Here is a 15,307-nt window from a genome sequence, read left to right on the forward strand (position 1 = left end):
TAACGCTGCCACCGCGCTGTTCCCTCTCCCGCGCGACGGGTTCGTTCCCCCGTTCCGGGGAAGCTCCGGTCCCGCCGGCACGCGGGCCGGCCCAGGACTGCCACCCTGCCCCCATGCCGCAATTGGAACAGTTCACCGCACCCGTCGACACAGGCGTCGACGCAGGTGCCGACACGGACCGCCCGAGTGTCGACGACGTGCTCGCCCGGATGCGCGCCCTCGACGCGGCCCTGCCTCCCCGGGACGGGGTCGCGGTCTTCAACCGTGTCTACCTCGCGGTCACCGAAGAGGTCGACCGGCGCATCGACACGGGCCGGTTCCCGGACGTGGGGGCCGCGACCACGCTGGACGTACGGTTCGCCGAGCGCTACCTGGACGCGGTGGACCCGGTGCCCGCATACCGGCGCCCACCGGCCTGCTGGCGTCCGCTGCTCCAGTTCCGCCGCCATCCCGGCGTACGTCCGCTGCAGTTCGCGCTCGCGGGCATCAACGCGCACATCGGGCACGACCTCGCGCTCGCCGTGGTGGACGCCTGTCGTAGCCTGGACTGCGAACCGGCCGAGCTGGAGGACGAGTTCGAGCGCGTGGGCGAGCTGCTCGGCACGCTGGAGGAGCGCGTCCGCGAAGAGCTGATGCCGGGCCCCGACCTGTTGCAGATCGCCGATCCCCTCACCCACCTGCTCGGCTCCTGGAGCCTGGAGCGCGCCCGGGACGCCACCTGGACGGCGGCCCGGGCCCTGTGGGCGCTGCGTCGGCTCCCCGACGTCGCCGAGGAGTTCACCGAACGCCTCGACACGGCCGTCGGCTTCGCCGGCCGCATGATGCTCACGCCACTGCCCGGCCTCGTGCCGTGAGCCCTCGCACTGTCAGTCCCGCCTCGGTGAACCGCGCCCCGGTGAGACCCGCCCCCGAGAGACCTCAGTCCTCCGGGAGTTCCACCGGCGCGATCTCGTCGTACACGTCGCCCGGGCCGGGGTTGGTCGCGTCGGTCGCGCCGCCGAAGTGGTGCATGACGCCCCAGACCGCGTTCAGCGCGGTCTGGACGGCTCCCTCGGCCCAGCCCGCGGTCCAGGAGATGTCGTCACCGGCCAGGAAGACGCCCCGCTTGTCCTCGGGCAGCCGGTCCTGCATGAAGTGGGTGAACAGCCGCCGCTGGTAGCGGTAGTGGCCCGGCAGGTTGGCCTTGAACGCGCCCATGAAGTAGGGCTCGTTCTCCCAGGAGACCGTCACCGGGTTGCCGATGATGTGCTTCCTGATGTCGACGTTCGGGTAGATCTCGCCGAGCGACTTCAGCATGACCTCCATCCGCTCGTTCGCGGACAGCGGCAGCCACTTCAGGCTGTCGTCGCACCAGGTGTACGACAGGCAGATGACCGCCGGCCTGTCCGGGCCGTCGTCAAGGAGGTAGGTGCCGCGCGTCATACGGTCGGTGAGCGTCATCGACATGACGTCCCGTCCGGTGGGATTCCCCTTGTCGTCGACGGCCTTGTCCAGCCAGAAGGGCCGGTCCACGGGCACGAACAGCTTGCTGGACTCCATGTAGTGCGTGCGCTCGATCGCCGTCCAGTGGTCGATCGGGAAGAGCGAGTCGTCACAGGCGATCTTGGAGAGCAGCATCCAGGACTGGGCGGTGAAGATCGCCGCCCGGTAGGTGCGGATGTCGCCGTTCGCGTCCGTCACGGTGATCCCGTTCCCGGCGGTGCGGTGCAGCCGGGTCACCGCCGGGCGGGGCTCGCCGCCCTCGTGCAGGCTCGCCAGCGAGGTGCCGTACGCCCAGTGGACGATCTTCTCGGGCTCGCGCTCCCAGAGGCGCAGCGGCAGCTGCTGGGAGCCGCCGACGATGCCGCGGTGGTGGTCGTCGGCCTCGGTGTAGACGACCCGGAGGATCTCCAGGATGGAGTTCGGGAAATCGGTGTCCCAGCCGCCGGTGCCGAAGCCGACCTGGCCGAAGATCTCCCGGTGCCGGAAGGACCGGAAGGCCTCGGAGTCGCAGAGGAAGCCGTAGAAGGTCTGGTTGTCGAGCTTCTCGACGAGCTTCGCCCAGATCTCGCGGATGCGCGGCACGTCGCGCTCGCGCATGGCCTGGTTCATGTCGGAGAAGTCGGCGCCCTCTTCGAGGCACTTGTTCCAGGCGGCGGCGACATCGCGGTAGACCTGCGGCAGATCCTCGGCCCTCTCCGCGTAGTGCGACTCGCCCTTGAGGTCGACGACCGTCGAAGGGGTCGTCTCCGCGAGGGGGTTGGGGAAGGGCCGGGTCTCCAGCCCCGTCAGGTCGATGTAGTGCTGGAGCGCCGTGGAGGACGGCGGGAAGCGCATCGCGCCCATCTCGGCCGTCAGGGAGGGGTCGCAGCCGTCGAAACCGACGGTGCGCAGCCGTCCGCCGATCCGGTCGGCCTCGTAGACGACCGGCTTGAGACCCATCTTCATCAGCTCGTAGGCGGCCACGATGCCGGACAGTCCGCCCCCGATGACGGCCACCTCGGTGCCGTGCTCGGTGGCCGGTATCTGGCCGAGGCCCGCCGGGTGGGCGAGGAAGTCGTCGTACGCGTAGGGGAAGTCCGGGCCGAACATGGTGATCGGCGGCAGCTGCTGCTCGTCTGCGTGCTCGACGGCGTTGGGCACGGTGGACGTCATGAGGTACGGACTCCTTGCGCGTGGTGACTCGGGGAGAAGCTCAGGGGGTGACAGGTGCGGAGCGGGTGCGGGCCGGGTTCAGACCAGGGATCCGTACAGACCGGGGCGGCGGTCCTTCAGATACGGGTTCGCCTCGCGGGAGGCCGCGAGGGCGACCGGGTCGGCGTCGGCGAACACCAGCTCCTCACCGCGTCCGGCGCGGGTGCGGGCGATCCCGTCGGGACCGGCCAGCGTCGAGAGGCCGACGAACTCGAACTCCCCCTCCCGGCCGACCCGGTTGACGTACGCCACGTACAGCTGGTTCTCGAAGGCGCGGACCGGGATCACCGACTCGGCGACGAACTGGAAGGGGTGCATCTGCGCGGTCGGCACGACGAGCAGATCGGTGCCGGCGAGGGCGTGGGCGCGGACGTTCTCCGGGAACTCCACGTCGTAGCAGATCATGAGGCCGACGGTGAGGCCGTTCAGCTGCGCCTGGACGACCGGCTGCCCGCCCGCCCGGAAGTGGTCACGCTCGAAGCAGCCGAAGAGGTGGGTCTTGCGGTAGTTCGCGAGCCGGGTGCCGTCGGCGGAGATCAGCTGGGCGGAGTTGTGGACAGTCCCGCCGTCGCGCTCCGGATAGCCGTACGCGATCGCGAGCCCGTGGCGGCCGGCGATCTCGGCGATCGCGTCCGCGGAGTCGCCGTCGGCGGGCTCGGCGAGGCGGGCGATGTCGTCGCCGATCGCGTATCCGGTGAGGAACATCTCCGGCGCGGCGAGCAGCCCGGCGCCCGCGGCGGCGGCCCGGTCCGCGGCCTCGTCGAGGACCTTGAGGTTCTCGACGACGGAGCCGGGGCGGCCGGAGCTCTGGAGCAGGGCGGTGCGCATGCGTGATCCTCACCGGTACGAGGGGGTGCGGGGGCCGGATTTAGGGGCCATGTAGACGGTACGGGCGGCCGCGCGGGCCGGACAAGAAGGAGCCGTTGCGCGCCGGTGAGCGGATCGTTGCGTAGGTGGCCGGTGCGGCGGCGATTCGTTGCGCGCCCTCACTCCCTTCTCCCCCGGGCCGTCACCGAGGCCCTCGCCCCGCTGCTCCCCCGGGCCACCGCCACCGCCGTGATCAGGTACGGCACCGCGCACAGGGCGAACACGGTGCCGTGCGGAAACCGCGCCCCGAGGACGCCGTACGCGCCGTACACCGCGATGGTCACCAGCTCGGTGCCCAGTCCGGCGACGGAGGTGAGGGTGGCCCGGGCGGTGCCCTCGATGCGCTGCTGGAGCCGGACGTCGGCCAGGACGGTCGCCGACTGGAAGCCGCCGAAGGCGAGGGCGACGAGTCCGATGCCGGCCGGCGCCCCCGTCAGCGCGCCGGCCGCCAGGGTGAGCGAGGCGCCCGCGAGGAGCACGGCGAGGCCCACGCGGCCCAGACGCTCGGCGGCACCGGACAGCAGGCTGCCTGCCGTGACCCCCGCCCAGATCAGCATGAGCAGGTAGGGGACGGCGGTGTCCGGCACCCCGGTGTCCCTGACCAACAGCGAGGTGTACTCGTCGAGCGCACCCCACACCGCCGTGACGGCGGGTACGAGCAGCAGAGCGCCGAGGAGGGAACGGTCCCGGCGCAGGCCGGAGAGTCCGGTGAGCCGGGTGAGCCGGGTGAGCCCGGCGCGCAACACCCGGGGCCGGCCGCCGTCACCCGCGCCGTCGCCGCGGCCTTCGCCGTCGCCGTAACCCTCGCCGTCGCCGTCCCCGTAACCCTCGCCGTAGTGGCGCTCGCCGTCACCGCCGCCGGCCTCGTCGCTCACGGCCACGGCAGGGGTGCGGTGCTCCGGGAGGCGGGTCGCCGTCGCGGCGCAGAGCAGACACGCCAGCACGCTGGCCGCGCCGACGGCCGGGTATCCGCCGGCCGCGAAGACCGGCCCGGCCAGGCCCATCGCCGCCATCACGGCCAGCTGCCCCACGGCGTGCGCGCGGCCCGTGACCCGGGCGTACCGGTCCGCGGCGCCGGCCCGGTCCAGCTCCTCGTAGACCAGTGCCTCCAGCGCGCCGGAGCCCAGCGCGCCGCGCGCACCCCACAGGACGAAGCCCGCCGCGAAGGCCCAGTACGACGGGAAGAGCACCCACAGCGCGAAACCGGCCGCGCCCAGCAGCGGGCCGGCCCACAGCAGCAGCCGTCGGGACACGGCGTCCGCCCAGGCACCCGAAGGGACCTCGAGCAGGACGCCGGTCAGCGACCACACGACGAACAGGGAGGAGATCTGCCCGACGGACAGGCCACTGTCCGCGAACAGCAGCGCGTACACCGGGTAGAGCAGCACGAACTCGTCGAGGAACGCGTACGCGTACAGCGTGGCGGTCAGTCGACGGACGTCGGAGCCGGTGGTGGATCAATGTCGCCAGGTCATGACACCGATGGTAGACAGCTCACGCCCCGCCGCCCACCGATTTCCCGGTGACCGCGGAACCGGTGAGCGTGAAGGTGGTGATCACCGCGGCGTGGTCGGAGGGCCGGTCGTCGTCCTCGCCGTCCGCCCGCGGCCGGGGGCTGGCGGTCACGTGTGTCCGCGAGTCGAGCACCCTGAGGCCCCGGTGGAACGGCGGTGACGGCGAACCGGCTCGCGCCGAGCGCGTCGAGCACGAGGTCGGCGACCACCCGGGGCGACGCGGTCACCAGCGCGGTCGGCACACCCTCCCGGGCCAGGGCGTCGAGCAGGGCGAGCGCCCCGGGCCGCCTCGGGTCCGCTCAGGTCGGGGAGCCTGCGGAGAAGCGGCGCAGCAGCGGCGACAGCACCAGCACGGAACGGGTCCGTTCCACGAACGGCTCCCCCGCGATGCGCTCCAGCACACGCTCGAAGTGGCGCATGTCGGCGGCGAAGACCTGCGCGACGGCGTCCGCGTCCCCGGTGACGGTGGACGCGGCCACGACCTCCTGGTAGCGCTCCAGACCCCGCTGGATGGTCTCCGGCGAGGTGTTGCGCCGGCAGTAGATCTCGACGAACCCCTCGGTCTCCCAGCCGAGGGCCGCCGGGTCGACCCGAACGGTGAAGCCGGTGATGGCTCCGGTGGCCCGCAGCCGGTCCACGCGCCGTTTCACGGCGGGCGCGGACAGGCCGACCAGTTGCCCGATGTCCGCGTAGGAGCGGCGGGCGTCCTCGGCGAGGGCGTGCACGATGCGTTCGTCGAGTTCGTTCAGCACAGTGGGTCGATCACTTCTCAGATGGTGCGGGCGCTGCGAGTCGGGAGCGGCGATGGCCGTAAAGGAAGTAGAACACGAGCCCGACCGCCATCCAGACTCCGAAGACCACCCAGGTGACGGCCGAAAGGCTGCCCATCATCCAGACGCAGAGGCCGAGGCCCAGGGCCGGCAGCAGCGGGGAGAGCGGCACCCGGAAGGTCCGGGGCATCTCCGGACGGGTCCGGCGCAGTACCACGACCGCGATGTTGACCAGACCGAACGCGAACAGCGTGCCGATGCTGGTGGCGTCCGCCAGCTGGCCCAACGGGATCGCGGCGGCCAGCACACCGCAGAACAGCGACACGATCACCGTGTTCACGCGGGGCGTGCCGGTCTTCGGGTGGACGCGGGAGAACACCTTGGGCACCAGCCCGTCCCGGGACATCGCGAAGAGGATGCGGGTCTGGCCGTAGAGGACGGTCAGCACGACGCTCGCGATGGCGATGACCGCGCAGAGGGCGAGCAGCGTGCCCCAGAAGGACTGGCCGGTCACGTCGCGCATGATCTGCGCGAGCGCGGCCTCGGAGTCACCGAACCGCTGCCACGGCTTGGCGCCCACGGCGACGGCCGCGACGAGGACGTACAGCGCCGTCACGATGACGAGCGACAGCATGATCGCGCGGGGCAGGTCGCGCTGCGCGTTCTTCGCCTCCTCACCGGCGGTGGAGGCCGCGTCGAAGCCGATGTACGAGAAGAACAGCGTCGCTCCGGCCGCGCTGACGCCCGCCATGCCGAGCGGCATGAAGTGCGCGTAGTTGCCGGAGCGGAAGCCCTGGACGCCGATGGCGCAGAACAGCACCAGCGCGGCGATCTTCACGGCCACCATGACGGTGTTGGCGCGCGCCGACTCACGGGCGCCGCCGAGCAGGAAGGCCATGGCGAGCAGGACGACGACGAGGGCGGGCAGGTTGAACACGCCCCCGTCACCGGGCGGCGCCGACAGCGCGTCCGGGATGGTCACGCCGATCGTCCCGTCGAGCAGCTCGTTGAGGTACTCGCCCCAGCCGACGGCCACGGCGGCGACCGACACGCCGTACTCCAGGACCAGACACCAGCCGCAGATCCAGGCGATCAGTTCGCCCATCGTCGCGTACGCATACGAGTACGAGGAGCCGGCGACCGGGATGGTGCCCGCCAGTTCGGCGTACGACAGCGCCGAGAAGAGCGCCGTGAGTCCGGCGATCACGAAGGAGAGGGTCACGGCGGGGCCGGCCTTGGGCACCGCCTCGCCGAGGACGACGAAGATGCCGGTGCCGAGCGTCGCCCCGATGCTGATCATCGTGAGCTGCCACAGGCCGAGGGAGCGCCTGAGGGAGCCTCCCTCGCCCTGGCCGCCCTCGGCGACCAGGTCTTCCACGGGCTTGCGCCGCATGAGGCGCGCGACGGGCCCCGGGGACGTGGGGCCGGTCCGACTGCGCTGTTGCGGGGGTGCGCCTTGATCGAGCACGCGCTGACTCCTTCGTCGCTGCCTCTCGGCGTGACGGGGACCGGCGGCACCCCTGCGCGTGCAGGAACCCACCGAGCGGGGTCCCCGCCACGCTATGTACAGCGCACGACCCTATGAGCAGGGCCGTCGCGCCTGTAATGCTGCAACCTTGCGCACACGCGCAAGATCGTTGCGTCTATCGCACCAAGGTGCACATTCATTGCAGGTGGGCTGAACGCGCCCCGAAAGGGGCGCGGGGAACTGCGCGACCAGCCACAAACGGCCCCGCAGCCGAAACACGGTCCATCCCGCGGAGCGGACCGCGGAGCTACCAGCTGGCGTGCAGCGGCTTGCCCTCCGCGTATCCGGCCGCGCTCTGGATCCCGACGACCGCCTTCTCCGCGAACTCCTCGACCGAGCCCGCGCCCGCGTACGTGCAGGAGGACCGGACGCCCGCGACGACCGAGTCGATCAGGTCCTCGACGCCCGGGCGGGCCGGGTCGAGGAACATCCGGGAGGTGGAGATGCCCTCCTCGAACAGCGCCTTGCGGGCCCGGTCGTACGCCGACTCGTCGGACGTGCGGTTGGCGACGGCGCGCGCGGACGCCATGCCGAACGACTCCTTGTACAGACGGCCGCCCGCGTCCTGCTGGAGGTCGCCCGGAGACTCGTAGGTACCCGCGAACCAGGACCCGATCATCACGTTGGACGCGCCGGCGGCCAGCGCCATGGCGACGTCACGCGGGTGCCGGACCCCGCCGTCGGCCCACACGTGCCTGCCGTACTTCTTCGCCTCGGCCGCGCACTCCAGAACCGCCGAGAACTGCGGCCGGCCCACACCCGTCATCATGCGGGTGGTGCACATGGCGCCCGGGCCGACACCGACCTTGATGATGTCGGCGCCCGCGTCGATCAGGTCCTTGACGCCCTCGGCCGAGACGATGTTGCCGGCCACGATCGGCACCTGCGGGTCGAGCGCGCGCACGGTCCGGATCGCGCTGATCATCGACTCCTGGTGGCCGTGCGCGGTGTCGATGACGAGCGTGTCCACGCCCGCGTCGAGCAGCTGCTTGGCCTTGCCCGCGACATCGCCGTTGATCCCGACGGCCGCGGCCACGCGCAGCTTGCCCCGAGCGTCGACGGCCGGCGTGTACAGGGTGGCGCGCAGGGCGCCCTTGCGGGTGAGGATGCCGGCGAGCTTGCCCTCGCGGTCGACCGCCGGGGCGTAGCGCCGGTTGGCCGTGTCGAGGGTGTTGAAGGCCTCGCGCGGGTCGATGTCGGCGTCCAGGAGCAGCAGGTCCCGGGACATCACGACCTCGAGCTGCGTGAAGCGGTCGACCCCGCTGAGGTCCGCGTCGGTGACGACACCGACCGGGCGGAACTCCTCGTCGACGACGACACCCGCGTTGTGCGCGCGCTTGGGCAGCAGGGCGAGGGCGTCGGCGACGGTCTGGTGCGGGGCGAGCACGATCGGGGTGTCCAGCACCAGGTGGCGGCTCTTGACCCAGCTGATGACATCGGTGACGACGCCGATCGGAATGTCCTGCGGAATCACCACCAGCCCACCGCGCCGGGCCATGGTCTCGGCCATCCGGCGACCGGCGACGGCGGTCATGTTGGCGACGACCAGCGGGATCGTGGTTCCCGTGCCGTCCCGGGCGCCGAGGTCCACGGCCTGACGCGACCCGACCGCGCTGCGGCTCGGCACCATGAAGACGTCGTCGTAGGTGAGGTCGTACGCGGGCTGGATGTCGTTGAGGAAACGCACGTGCTGCACATCCCAGTCGATCAGAGGTGACCCCCGGACCGGTCAGCCAAGGGGAGAAGCACGTACTTCATTCTCCCACGAAGGCCGTGATGCGATGCCCGGACAGAACGTCCAAGCAGCTCACGGGGGTCCTAGGAGGATCCTCCGAGGGCGAGCAGCACGGACAGCGCCGGCACCTGGCCGACCGCCTGCGCGAACACGTCCTGCGCGATCTCCCACTCCTGCGGCCGTGCGAGGGCGTACGGCCGCCAGTTCCGTACGACGATCTGGAGCCCGCCGTCCCCGGGCGGGGCGGGGAGGTCGGTGAGGCTGTCGGCGAGGGCGTCCCAGTTGCGTCCGAAGTAGTCGGGCAGGCCGAGGGCGTCGGCGCAGCGGTCCATCAGAGCGGACTTGTCGGTCACGCCGTCCAGATCCAGTACGACCACGAACTGCGTCATCTCGGCATCGCCACCCGTAACGTGTTGTAGTGATCATCGGTGTGTAGTGAATCCTGGATCTCAGGCACAGAAGCCCGCGGGGGACGAACCGCGGCAGCACGCGAGCGATGCTGTCACGGCCGTCCCCCCACGACCTGCTGTCAGGACCGGTCGATCACCGGTCGCACGACCGGTCAGATCCCGTCCGGGTCCGCCCGGCCGAGGGCGGGCTTGGGTGTCGGCCCCGCCGTCATGAGGTAGTCGGCGGCGGAGGTGTCCGTCACCAGGCTGGTGACGAGCCCGGACCGCAGCACCGCGTCGATCGCGGCCGCCTTGCGCTGACCGCCCGCTATCGCGACGACCTCGGGAACCCGGCGCAGCTGGTCGGTCTTGACCGTGATGCACCGCTCTCCCAGGTCCCGCCCGACCCGGCGGCCCTCGGCGTCGAAGAGGTGCGCGGACATCTCGGCGGCGACCCCGAGCGAGGCGTAGTGCGCCCGCTCCTCGTCGCTGAGCATGTCGTGCACCGTCGAGATGCCCGGCTCCCAGGAGCCGATGGAGACACAGGCGACCGTGACCTTGTCGAAGTACTCGAAGGCCCGGGCGATCCCGGTCTGGTGGCGCAGCGCGGCCGCGGTGGCCGCGTCCGGCAGCAGCATCGGCGCGTAGATGGGGTGCGCGTCGCCGCCGGACACCTGGGCTGCGCGGCGGACCGCCTCGACCGAGCCGCGCTCCGCGGTCCCGGCGTCGTACACACCCGTCAGCTGCACGACCGTGCACGGCGGCAGCCGGTCCAGCGCCGCCGCCATGTGAATGGTGGACCGGCCCCAGGCCAGCCCCAGTACGTCCCCCTCGTCGACCAGTTCGCCGAGCAGGTCGGCGGCCACTTCCCCCAGGTTCTCGGGGTCCGTGGTCTCCTCCGCCTCGGCCGGGGACTCGACCACGACGGCGTGCCTCAGGCCGTAACGGGCACGGAGCGCGTCGGAGCGCTCCGCGTCCAGTTCGGCCGGCACGCGGATCTCGATCCGTACGAGATCCCGTTCGAGGGCGGTCTCCAGGACCCGGGCCACTTTGAAGCGGCTGACGCCGAACTCCTCCGCGATCTGGATCTTGGATTTGCCCTCGAGGTAGAAGCGGCGGGCCATGGCCGCCGCCTGCACCAGCTCAGCGGGTCCCATCCGCATGGCTGACCGGCCCGCCGACATACCCGACACGGCGTTCTCCTCACTGCTGTTCACACTCTGGATACGCCGCTCATCCTCGCAGATCCGGCGCAGTTGATCAGCTCTGATGGGAGCCGTTCACATTCCTGTCGGTAAGTGGTTGGTTCAGTGTTCACAACCCCAGGTGGCTCCGGCGGTCGCCGCCTCCGCCTGAGCGCGCAGGCCACGGACCGCCTCCGCCGGGTCGTCCGCCCCGTACACGGCCGAGCCTGCCACGAACACGTCCGCGCCCGCCTCCGCGCATCGCTCGATCGTCGAGGCCGAGACGCCGCCGTCGATCTGGAGCCACAGGTCGAGACCGTGCTTGCTGATCAACTCGCGGGTACGGCGGATCTTGGGGAGCATGATGTCGAGGAAGGCCTGGCCCCCGAAGCCGGGCTCGACCGTCATGATCAGCAGCATGTCGAGCTCGGGCAGCAGGTCCTCGTACGGCTCGATGGGCGTGGCGGGCCTCAGCGCCATGGAGGCACGGGCGCCCTTCGCCCGGATCTCGCGGGCGAGCCGTACGGGAGCGGCGGCGGCCTCGACGTGGAAGGTGACGGACGAGGCACCCGCCTCGACGTACTGCGGGGCCCAGCGATCGGGGGCCTCGATCATCAGATGGCAGTCCAGCGGAGTGTCCGTCGCACGGGCCAGTGACTCTACGATCGGCACACCGAGCGTGAGGTTCGGGACAAAATGGTTGTCCATGACGTCTACGTGGAGCCAGTCGGCTCCGGCGACCGCCTTCGCCTCGTCCGCGAGGCGGGAGAAGTCGGCGGACAGGATGCTGGGGTTGATCTGCACGGCCATGACCCAAGCCTGCCATGCCCTCCGGGGGTTGGGCGCATCGGTCTGCGGTGGTTGCGGTCCGCTGTCGTCCGCGGGCTGTGTGTGGCTGGGCGCGCAGTTCCCCGCGTCCCCGAGGCACTGCTGCGGGAGTCGGCATGAAGGGAAACCGTGGGGTCGCCCGGCTTGTCTGCGGGCGGCGCGCGAAATGGGTGGTGCTGGCGCTGTGGCTGGTGCTGCTGTTTCTGACGGCGCCCTTCGCCTCGAAGCTCACCGACGCCCAGGACAACGACGCGGCCTCCTGGCTGCCGGGTTCGGCGGAGTCCACCCAGGTCCTGGAGATGTCACAGGACTTCAGGCCCGAGCAGATCCCCGCCGTCGTCGTCTACGCCCGTGACGGGGGTCTGACGGCCCGGGACCGGGCGCGGATCACCGAGGACGCGGCGCAGCTCAGGCAGCTCACCGACCACGGCATCCGCGGCGCCGAGACCCGCGGCCCGGTCTACGACCGCCCGGCCGGCCCCCGAGCCGCCCAGATCTACGTGCCGATCACCATGGACGAGAAGGGCTGGGAGCGCATCGCGCCGGCCGTCGACTCGATCCGTGACGTCGTCGGCGACGGTGCGGGTGCCGGTGCCGCCGGTCTCGCCGTGCACATCACCGGACCCGGCGGCACCTCCGCGGACTTCTCCAAGGCCTTCGAAGGCATCGACTCGACCCTGCTGCTGGCGGCGATGGGGGTGGTCGTCGTCATGCTCCTGATCACCTACCGCAGTCCCACCCTGCTCGTCGTCCCGGTGCTCGCCGTGGTCGCCGCCCTGTTCACCGCGCAGGCCCTGATCTACTTCCTGGCCCAGCACGCGGGCCTGACGGTGAACGGCCAGAGCGCCGGCATCCTCACCGTCCTCGTGTTCGGCGCGGGCACGGACTACGCCCTGCTGCTGGTGGCCCGGTACCGGGAGGAACTGCGCCGCCACGAGGACCGGCACGAGGCGATGGCCCTGGCGCTGCACCGCGCCGGCCCCGCGGTACTGGCCTCCGGTGCCACGGTCGTCCTGAGCATGCTGATGCTGCTGGCCGCCGAGATGAACTCCACCCGTGGCCTGGGCCCGGTCGCGGCCATCGGCGTGGCGGTGGCGCTGCTCGCGATGACGACCCTCTTCCCCGCCCTGCTGGTGATCTGCGGTCGCTGGATCTTCTGGCCGGCGATCCCGCACTTCGGCTCCTCCGACCCGTCCGAGCGCGGTGTCTGGGCCCGCACGGGCCGCGACATCGCCCGCCGCCCCCGCCTGGTCTGGGCCGTGACGGCGCTGGTCCTGGCGGTCTGCTCGCTCGGCCTGATCCAGCTGCGAGCCGAGGGCATCTCCAACGCGGACGCCTTCACCGGAAAACCGGACTCGATCTCGGGCCAGGAGGTGTCGGAGAAGTACTTCCCGGCGGGCAGCGGCGACCCGCTGGTCGTCATCGGCGACACGGCCCGGGCCCGGCAGGTGAAGCTCGCGGTCGCGAGGACGGAGGGCGTCGTGCCGACGTCTCTCGGTCTGCCACCCGGCACGAAACCCGTCCACGAGGGCAAGGTCCTGTTCGAGGCCACCATGACCGCCCCGGCCGACAGCGAGGCCGCGAAGCAGACCGTGGAGCGGGTCCGGGACGCGGTGCACGAGGTGCCCGACGCCGACGCGCAGGTGGGCGGCGGCACGGCCGCGCTGCTCGACATGGACAAGGCGACCACCCACGACAACCGGCTGATCATCCCGCTGGTCCTGGGCGTGGTCCTGCTCATCCTCTGCGCACTGCTGCGCGCCCTGATCGCCCCGCTGCTGCTGGTCGGAACCGTGATCCTGTCCTTCACGGCGGCCCTGGGCCTCAGCGCGCTGGCGTTCCGCCACCTCTTCGACTACGCGGGCGAGTCGACGGACTTCCCGCTGTTCGTCTTCGTCTTCCTGGTGGCCCTCGGCATCGACTACAACATCTTCCTGACCACCCGCATCCGCGAGGAGGCCGCCCACCAGGGCACCCGGAAGGGGGTGTTGACCGGCCTGGCGGCGACCGGTGCGGTGATCACCTCGGCGGGCCTGGTCCTGGCCGGCACCTTCGCGGCCCTCGCCACCCTGCCCATGGTCGCCTTCGCCGAGATCGGCTTCGCGGTGGCTCTGGGCGTTCTCCTGGACACCTTCATCGTGCGGTCGGTGCTCGTCACCTCGCTGTTCCTGGACATCGGACCGAAGATCTGGTGGCCGCACCGGCCGGCCCGGGGGGACTTCGCGAGCCCGCCGAAGGACCCCCCACAACCGTCCGAGGGCAGGGGGACCCGAAAGCCCTTTGCATGACCATGCGAGTTCATGCATAATCTTCCTATGTCCAAGGTCCTCACCTCCCTTCCCGCCGGCGAGCGCGTCGGCATCGCCTTCTCCGGCGGGCTCGACACCTCGGTCGCGGTCGCGTGGATGCGCGACAAGGGTGCCGTCCCGTGCACCTACACCGCCGACATCGGCCAGTACGACGAGCCCGACATCGCCTCGGTGCCCGGCCGCGCGAAGACCTACGGCGCCGAGATCGCGCGCCTGGTCGACTGCCGCGCCGCGCTGGTCGAGGAGGGCCTGGCCGCGCTCACCTGCGGGGCGTTCCACATCCGCTCGGGCGGGCGTGCCTACTTCAACACCACGCCCCTCGGCCGTGCCGTCACCGGCACCCTCCTGGTCCGGGCGATGCTCGAGGACAACGTCCAGATCTGGGGCGACGGCTCGACCTTCAAGGGCAACGACATCGAGCGGTTCTACCGGTACGGCCTGCTGGCCAACCCGCACCTGCGGATCTACAAGCCCTGGCTCGACGCCGACTTCGTGACCGAGCTCGGCGGCCGCAAGGAAATGTCGGAGTGGCTCGTCGCCCACGAACTGCCCTACCGGGACAGCACGGAGAAGGCGTACTCCACCGACGCCAACATCTGGGGCGCCACCCACGAGGCCAAGACCCTGGAGCACCTGGACACCGGCGTCGAGACGGTTGAGCCCATCATGGGCGTGCGGTTCTGGGACCCGTCGGTCGAGATCGCCACCGAGGACGTGACGATCGGCTTCGACCAGGGCCGCCCGGTGACGATCGACGGCAAGGAGTTCGCCTCCCCCGTCGATCTGGTGATGGAGGCCAACGCCATCGGCGGCCGCCACGGCCTGGGCATGTCGGACCAGATCGAGAACCGCATCATCGAGGCCAAGAGCCGCGGCATCTACGAGGCGCCCGGCATGGCCCTGCTGCACGCGGCCTACGAGCGCCTGGTCAACGCGATCCACAACGAGGACACCGTCGCCCAGTACCACAACGAGGGCCGGCGGCTGGGCCGCCTCATGTACGAGGGGCGCTGGCTGGACCCGCAGGCACTGATGATCCGGGAGTCGCTCCAGCGCTGGGTGGGCGCGGCCGTCACCGGTGAGGTGACGCTGCGGCTGCGGCGCGGTGAGGACTACTCGATCCTGAACACCACAGGACCGGCCTTCAGCTACCACCCGGACAAGCTGTCCATGGAGCGCACCGAGGACTCCGCGTTCGGTCCGGTGGACCGGATCGGCCAGCTCACCATGCGCAACCTCGACATCGCCGACTCGCGCGCCAAGCTGGAGCAGTACGCCACGCTCGGTCTGATCGGCAGCGGGAGCCCCTCGATCGGCGCCGCCCAGGCGGCAGCGACCGGTCTCATCGGCACCATGACGGAGCTGCCGCAGGGCGGGGCCGAGGCCATCGCCTCCCGTGGCGAGGTCTCCGACGACGACCAGCTGCTGGACCGGGCCGCGATGGAGTTCGGCACGGACTGACCCCCGGCGCATCCCACGATGAAGAAGGCCGGCCCCACGCCATGGCCTG

At 71.1% G+C, this 15,307-nt stretch carries 13 protein-coding genes and 1 pseudogene; 3 read left to right on the forward strand and 11 right to left on the reverse strand.

What is annotated here, in order from left to right:
* Window positions 1–113: 113 nt before the first annotated feature.
* Window positions 114–854, forward strand: coding sequence for a DUF5995 family protein (locus ACFWBB_RS34640; RefSeq protein ID WP_385280681.1), 741 nt, complete (start codon window positions 114–116; stop codon window positions 852–854).
* A 64-nt stretch (window positions 855–918) separates the two neighbouring features.
* On the opposite strand, the gene ACFWBB_RS34645 is transcribed toward ACFWBB_RS34640, so the two are convergent.
* From ACFWBB_RS34645 to rpe, 11 genes and pseudogenes are all read right to left on the reverse strand, one after another.
* Entirely contained in the window at window positions 919–2,634 is a 1,716-nt protein-coding gene (locus ACFWBB_RS34645; protein ID WP_385280684.1) for a flavin monoamine oxidase family protein, read from the reverse strand.
* A gap of 78 nt (window positions 2,635–2,712) precedes the next feature.
* The gene (locus tag ACFWBB_RS34650) at window positions 2,713–3,501 is read right to left on the reverse strand and encodes a carbon-nitrogen hydrolase family protein (protein ID WP_385280687.1); all 789 of its coding nucleotides are present in this window, start codon (window positions 3,499–3,501) and stop codon (window positions 2,713–2,715) included.
* A 158-nt stretch (window positions 3,502–3,659) separates the two neighbouring features.
* On the reverse strand, window positions 3,660–4,970 hold the full coding sequence (locus ACFWBB_RS34655) for an MFS transporter (protein WP_385280716.1): 1,311 nt from the start codon (window positions 4,968–4,970) through the stop codon (window positions 3,660–3,662).
* Window positions 4,971–5,034: 64 nt separating this feature from the next.
* The gene (locus ACFWBB_RS34660; RefSeq protein ID WP_385280690.1) at window positions 5,035–5,166 is read right to left on the reverse strand and encodes a hypothetical protein; all 132 of its coding nucleotides are present in this window, start codon (window positions 5,164–5,166) and stop codon (window positions 5,035–5,037) included.
* Window positions 5,167–5,209: 43 nt separating this feature from the next.
* A pseudogene (locus tag ACFWBB_RS34665) lies at window positions 5,210–5,341 on the reverse strand (haloacid dehalogenase-like hydrolase); the annotation flags it as partial.
* A gap of 12 nt (window positions 5,342–5,353) precedes the next feature.
* Entirely contained in the window at window positions 5,354–5,806 is a 453-nt protein-coding gene (locus ACFWBB_RS34670) for an Lrp/AsnC family transcriptional regulator (protein ID WP_385280693.1), read from the reverse strand.
* Window positions 5,807–5,816: 10 nt separating this feature from the next.
* The gene (locus ACFWBB_RS34675) at window positions 5,817–7,292 is read right to left on the reverse strand and encodes an amino acid permease (RefSeq protein WP_385280696.1); all 1,476 of its coding nucleotides are present in this window, start codon (window positions 7,290–7,292) and stop codon (window positions 5,817–5,819) included.
* A 307-nt stretch (window positions 7,293–7,599) separates the two neighbouring features.
* Window positions 7,600–9,048, reverse strand: a complete 1,449-nt coding sequence (locus ACFWBB_RS34680; protein WP_385280699.1) for a GuaB1 family IMP dehydrogenase-related protein — start codon at window positions 9,046–9,048, stop codon at window positions 7,600–7,602.
* 122 nt (window positions 9,049–9,170) lie between these two features.
* Window positions 9,171–9,476: a barstar family protein gene (locus ACFWBB_RS34685; protein WP_385280702.1), complete on the reverse strand. Its 306-nt coding sequence runs from the start codon at window positions 9,474–9,476 to the stop codon at window positions 9,171–9,173.
* Between the two features lie 173 nt (window positions 9,477–9,649).
* Entirely contained in the window at window positions 9,650–10,693 is a 1,044-nt protein-coding gene (locus ACFWBB_RS34690; RefSeq protein ID WP_327181983.1) for a sugar-binding domain-containing protein, read from the reverse strand.
* A 90-nt stretch (window positions 10,694–10,783) separates the two neighbouring features.
* Window positions 10,784–11,470 (reverse strand): ribulose-phosphate 3-epimerase, encoded by a 687-nt coding sequence (gene rpe, locus ACFWBB_RS34695; RefSeq protein ID WP_385280705.1) that lies wholly within the window; start codon window positions 11,468–11,470, stop codon window positions 10,784–10,786.
* A gap of 134 nt (window positions 11,471–11,604) precedes the next feature.
* Between rpe and ACFWBB_RS34700 the strand changes: the two genes are divergently transcribed.
* Together ACFWBB_RS34700 and argG are read left to right on the forward strand one after the other, a co-directional pair.
* Window positions 11,605–13,776, forward strand: a complete 2,172-nt coding sequence (locus ACFWBB_RS34700; RefSeq protein WP_385280708.1) for an MMPL family transporter — start codon at window positions 11,605–11,607, stop codon at window positions 13,774–13,776.
* Window positions 13,777–13,803: 27 nt separating this feature from the next.
* Complete coding sequence (gene argG / locus ACFWBB_RS34705; protein ID WP_385280711.1) at window positions 13,804–15,258, forward strand: argininosuccinate synthase; 1,455 nt, start codon at window positions 13,804–13,806, stop codon at window positions 15,256–15,258.
* Window positions 15,259–15,307 lie beyond the last annotated feature (49 nt).

The organism is Streptomyces sp. NPDC060000 (assembly GCF_042737375.1).
Taxonomy (GTDB): domain Bacteria; phylum Actinomycetota; class Actinomycetes; order Streptomycetales; family Streptomycetaceae; genus Streptomyces.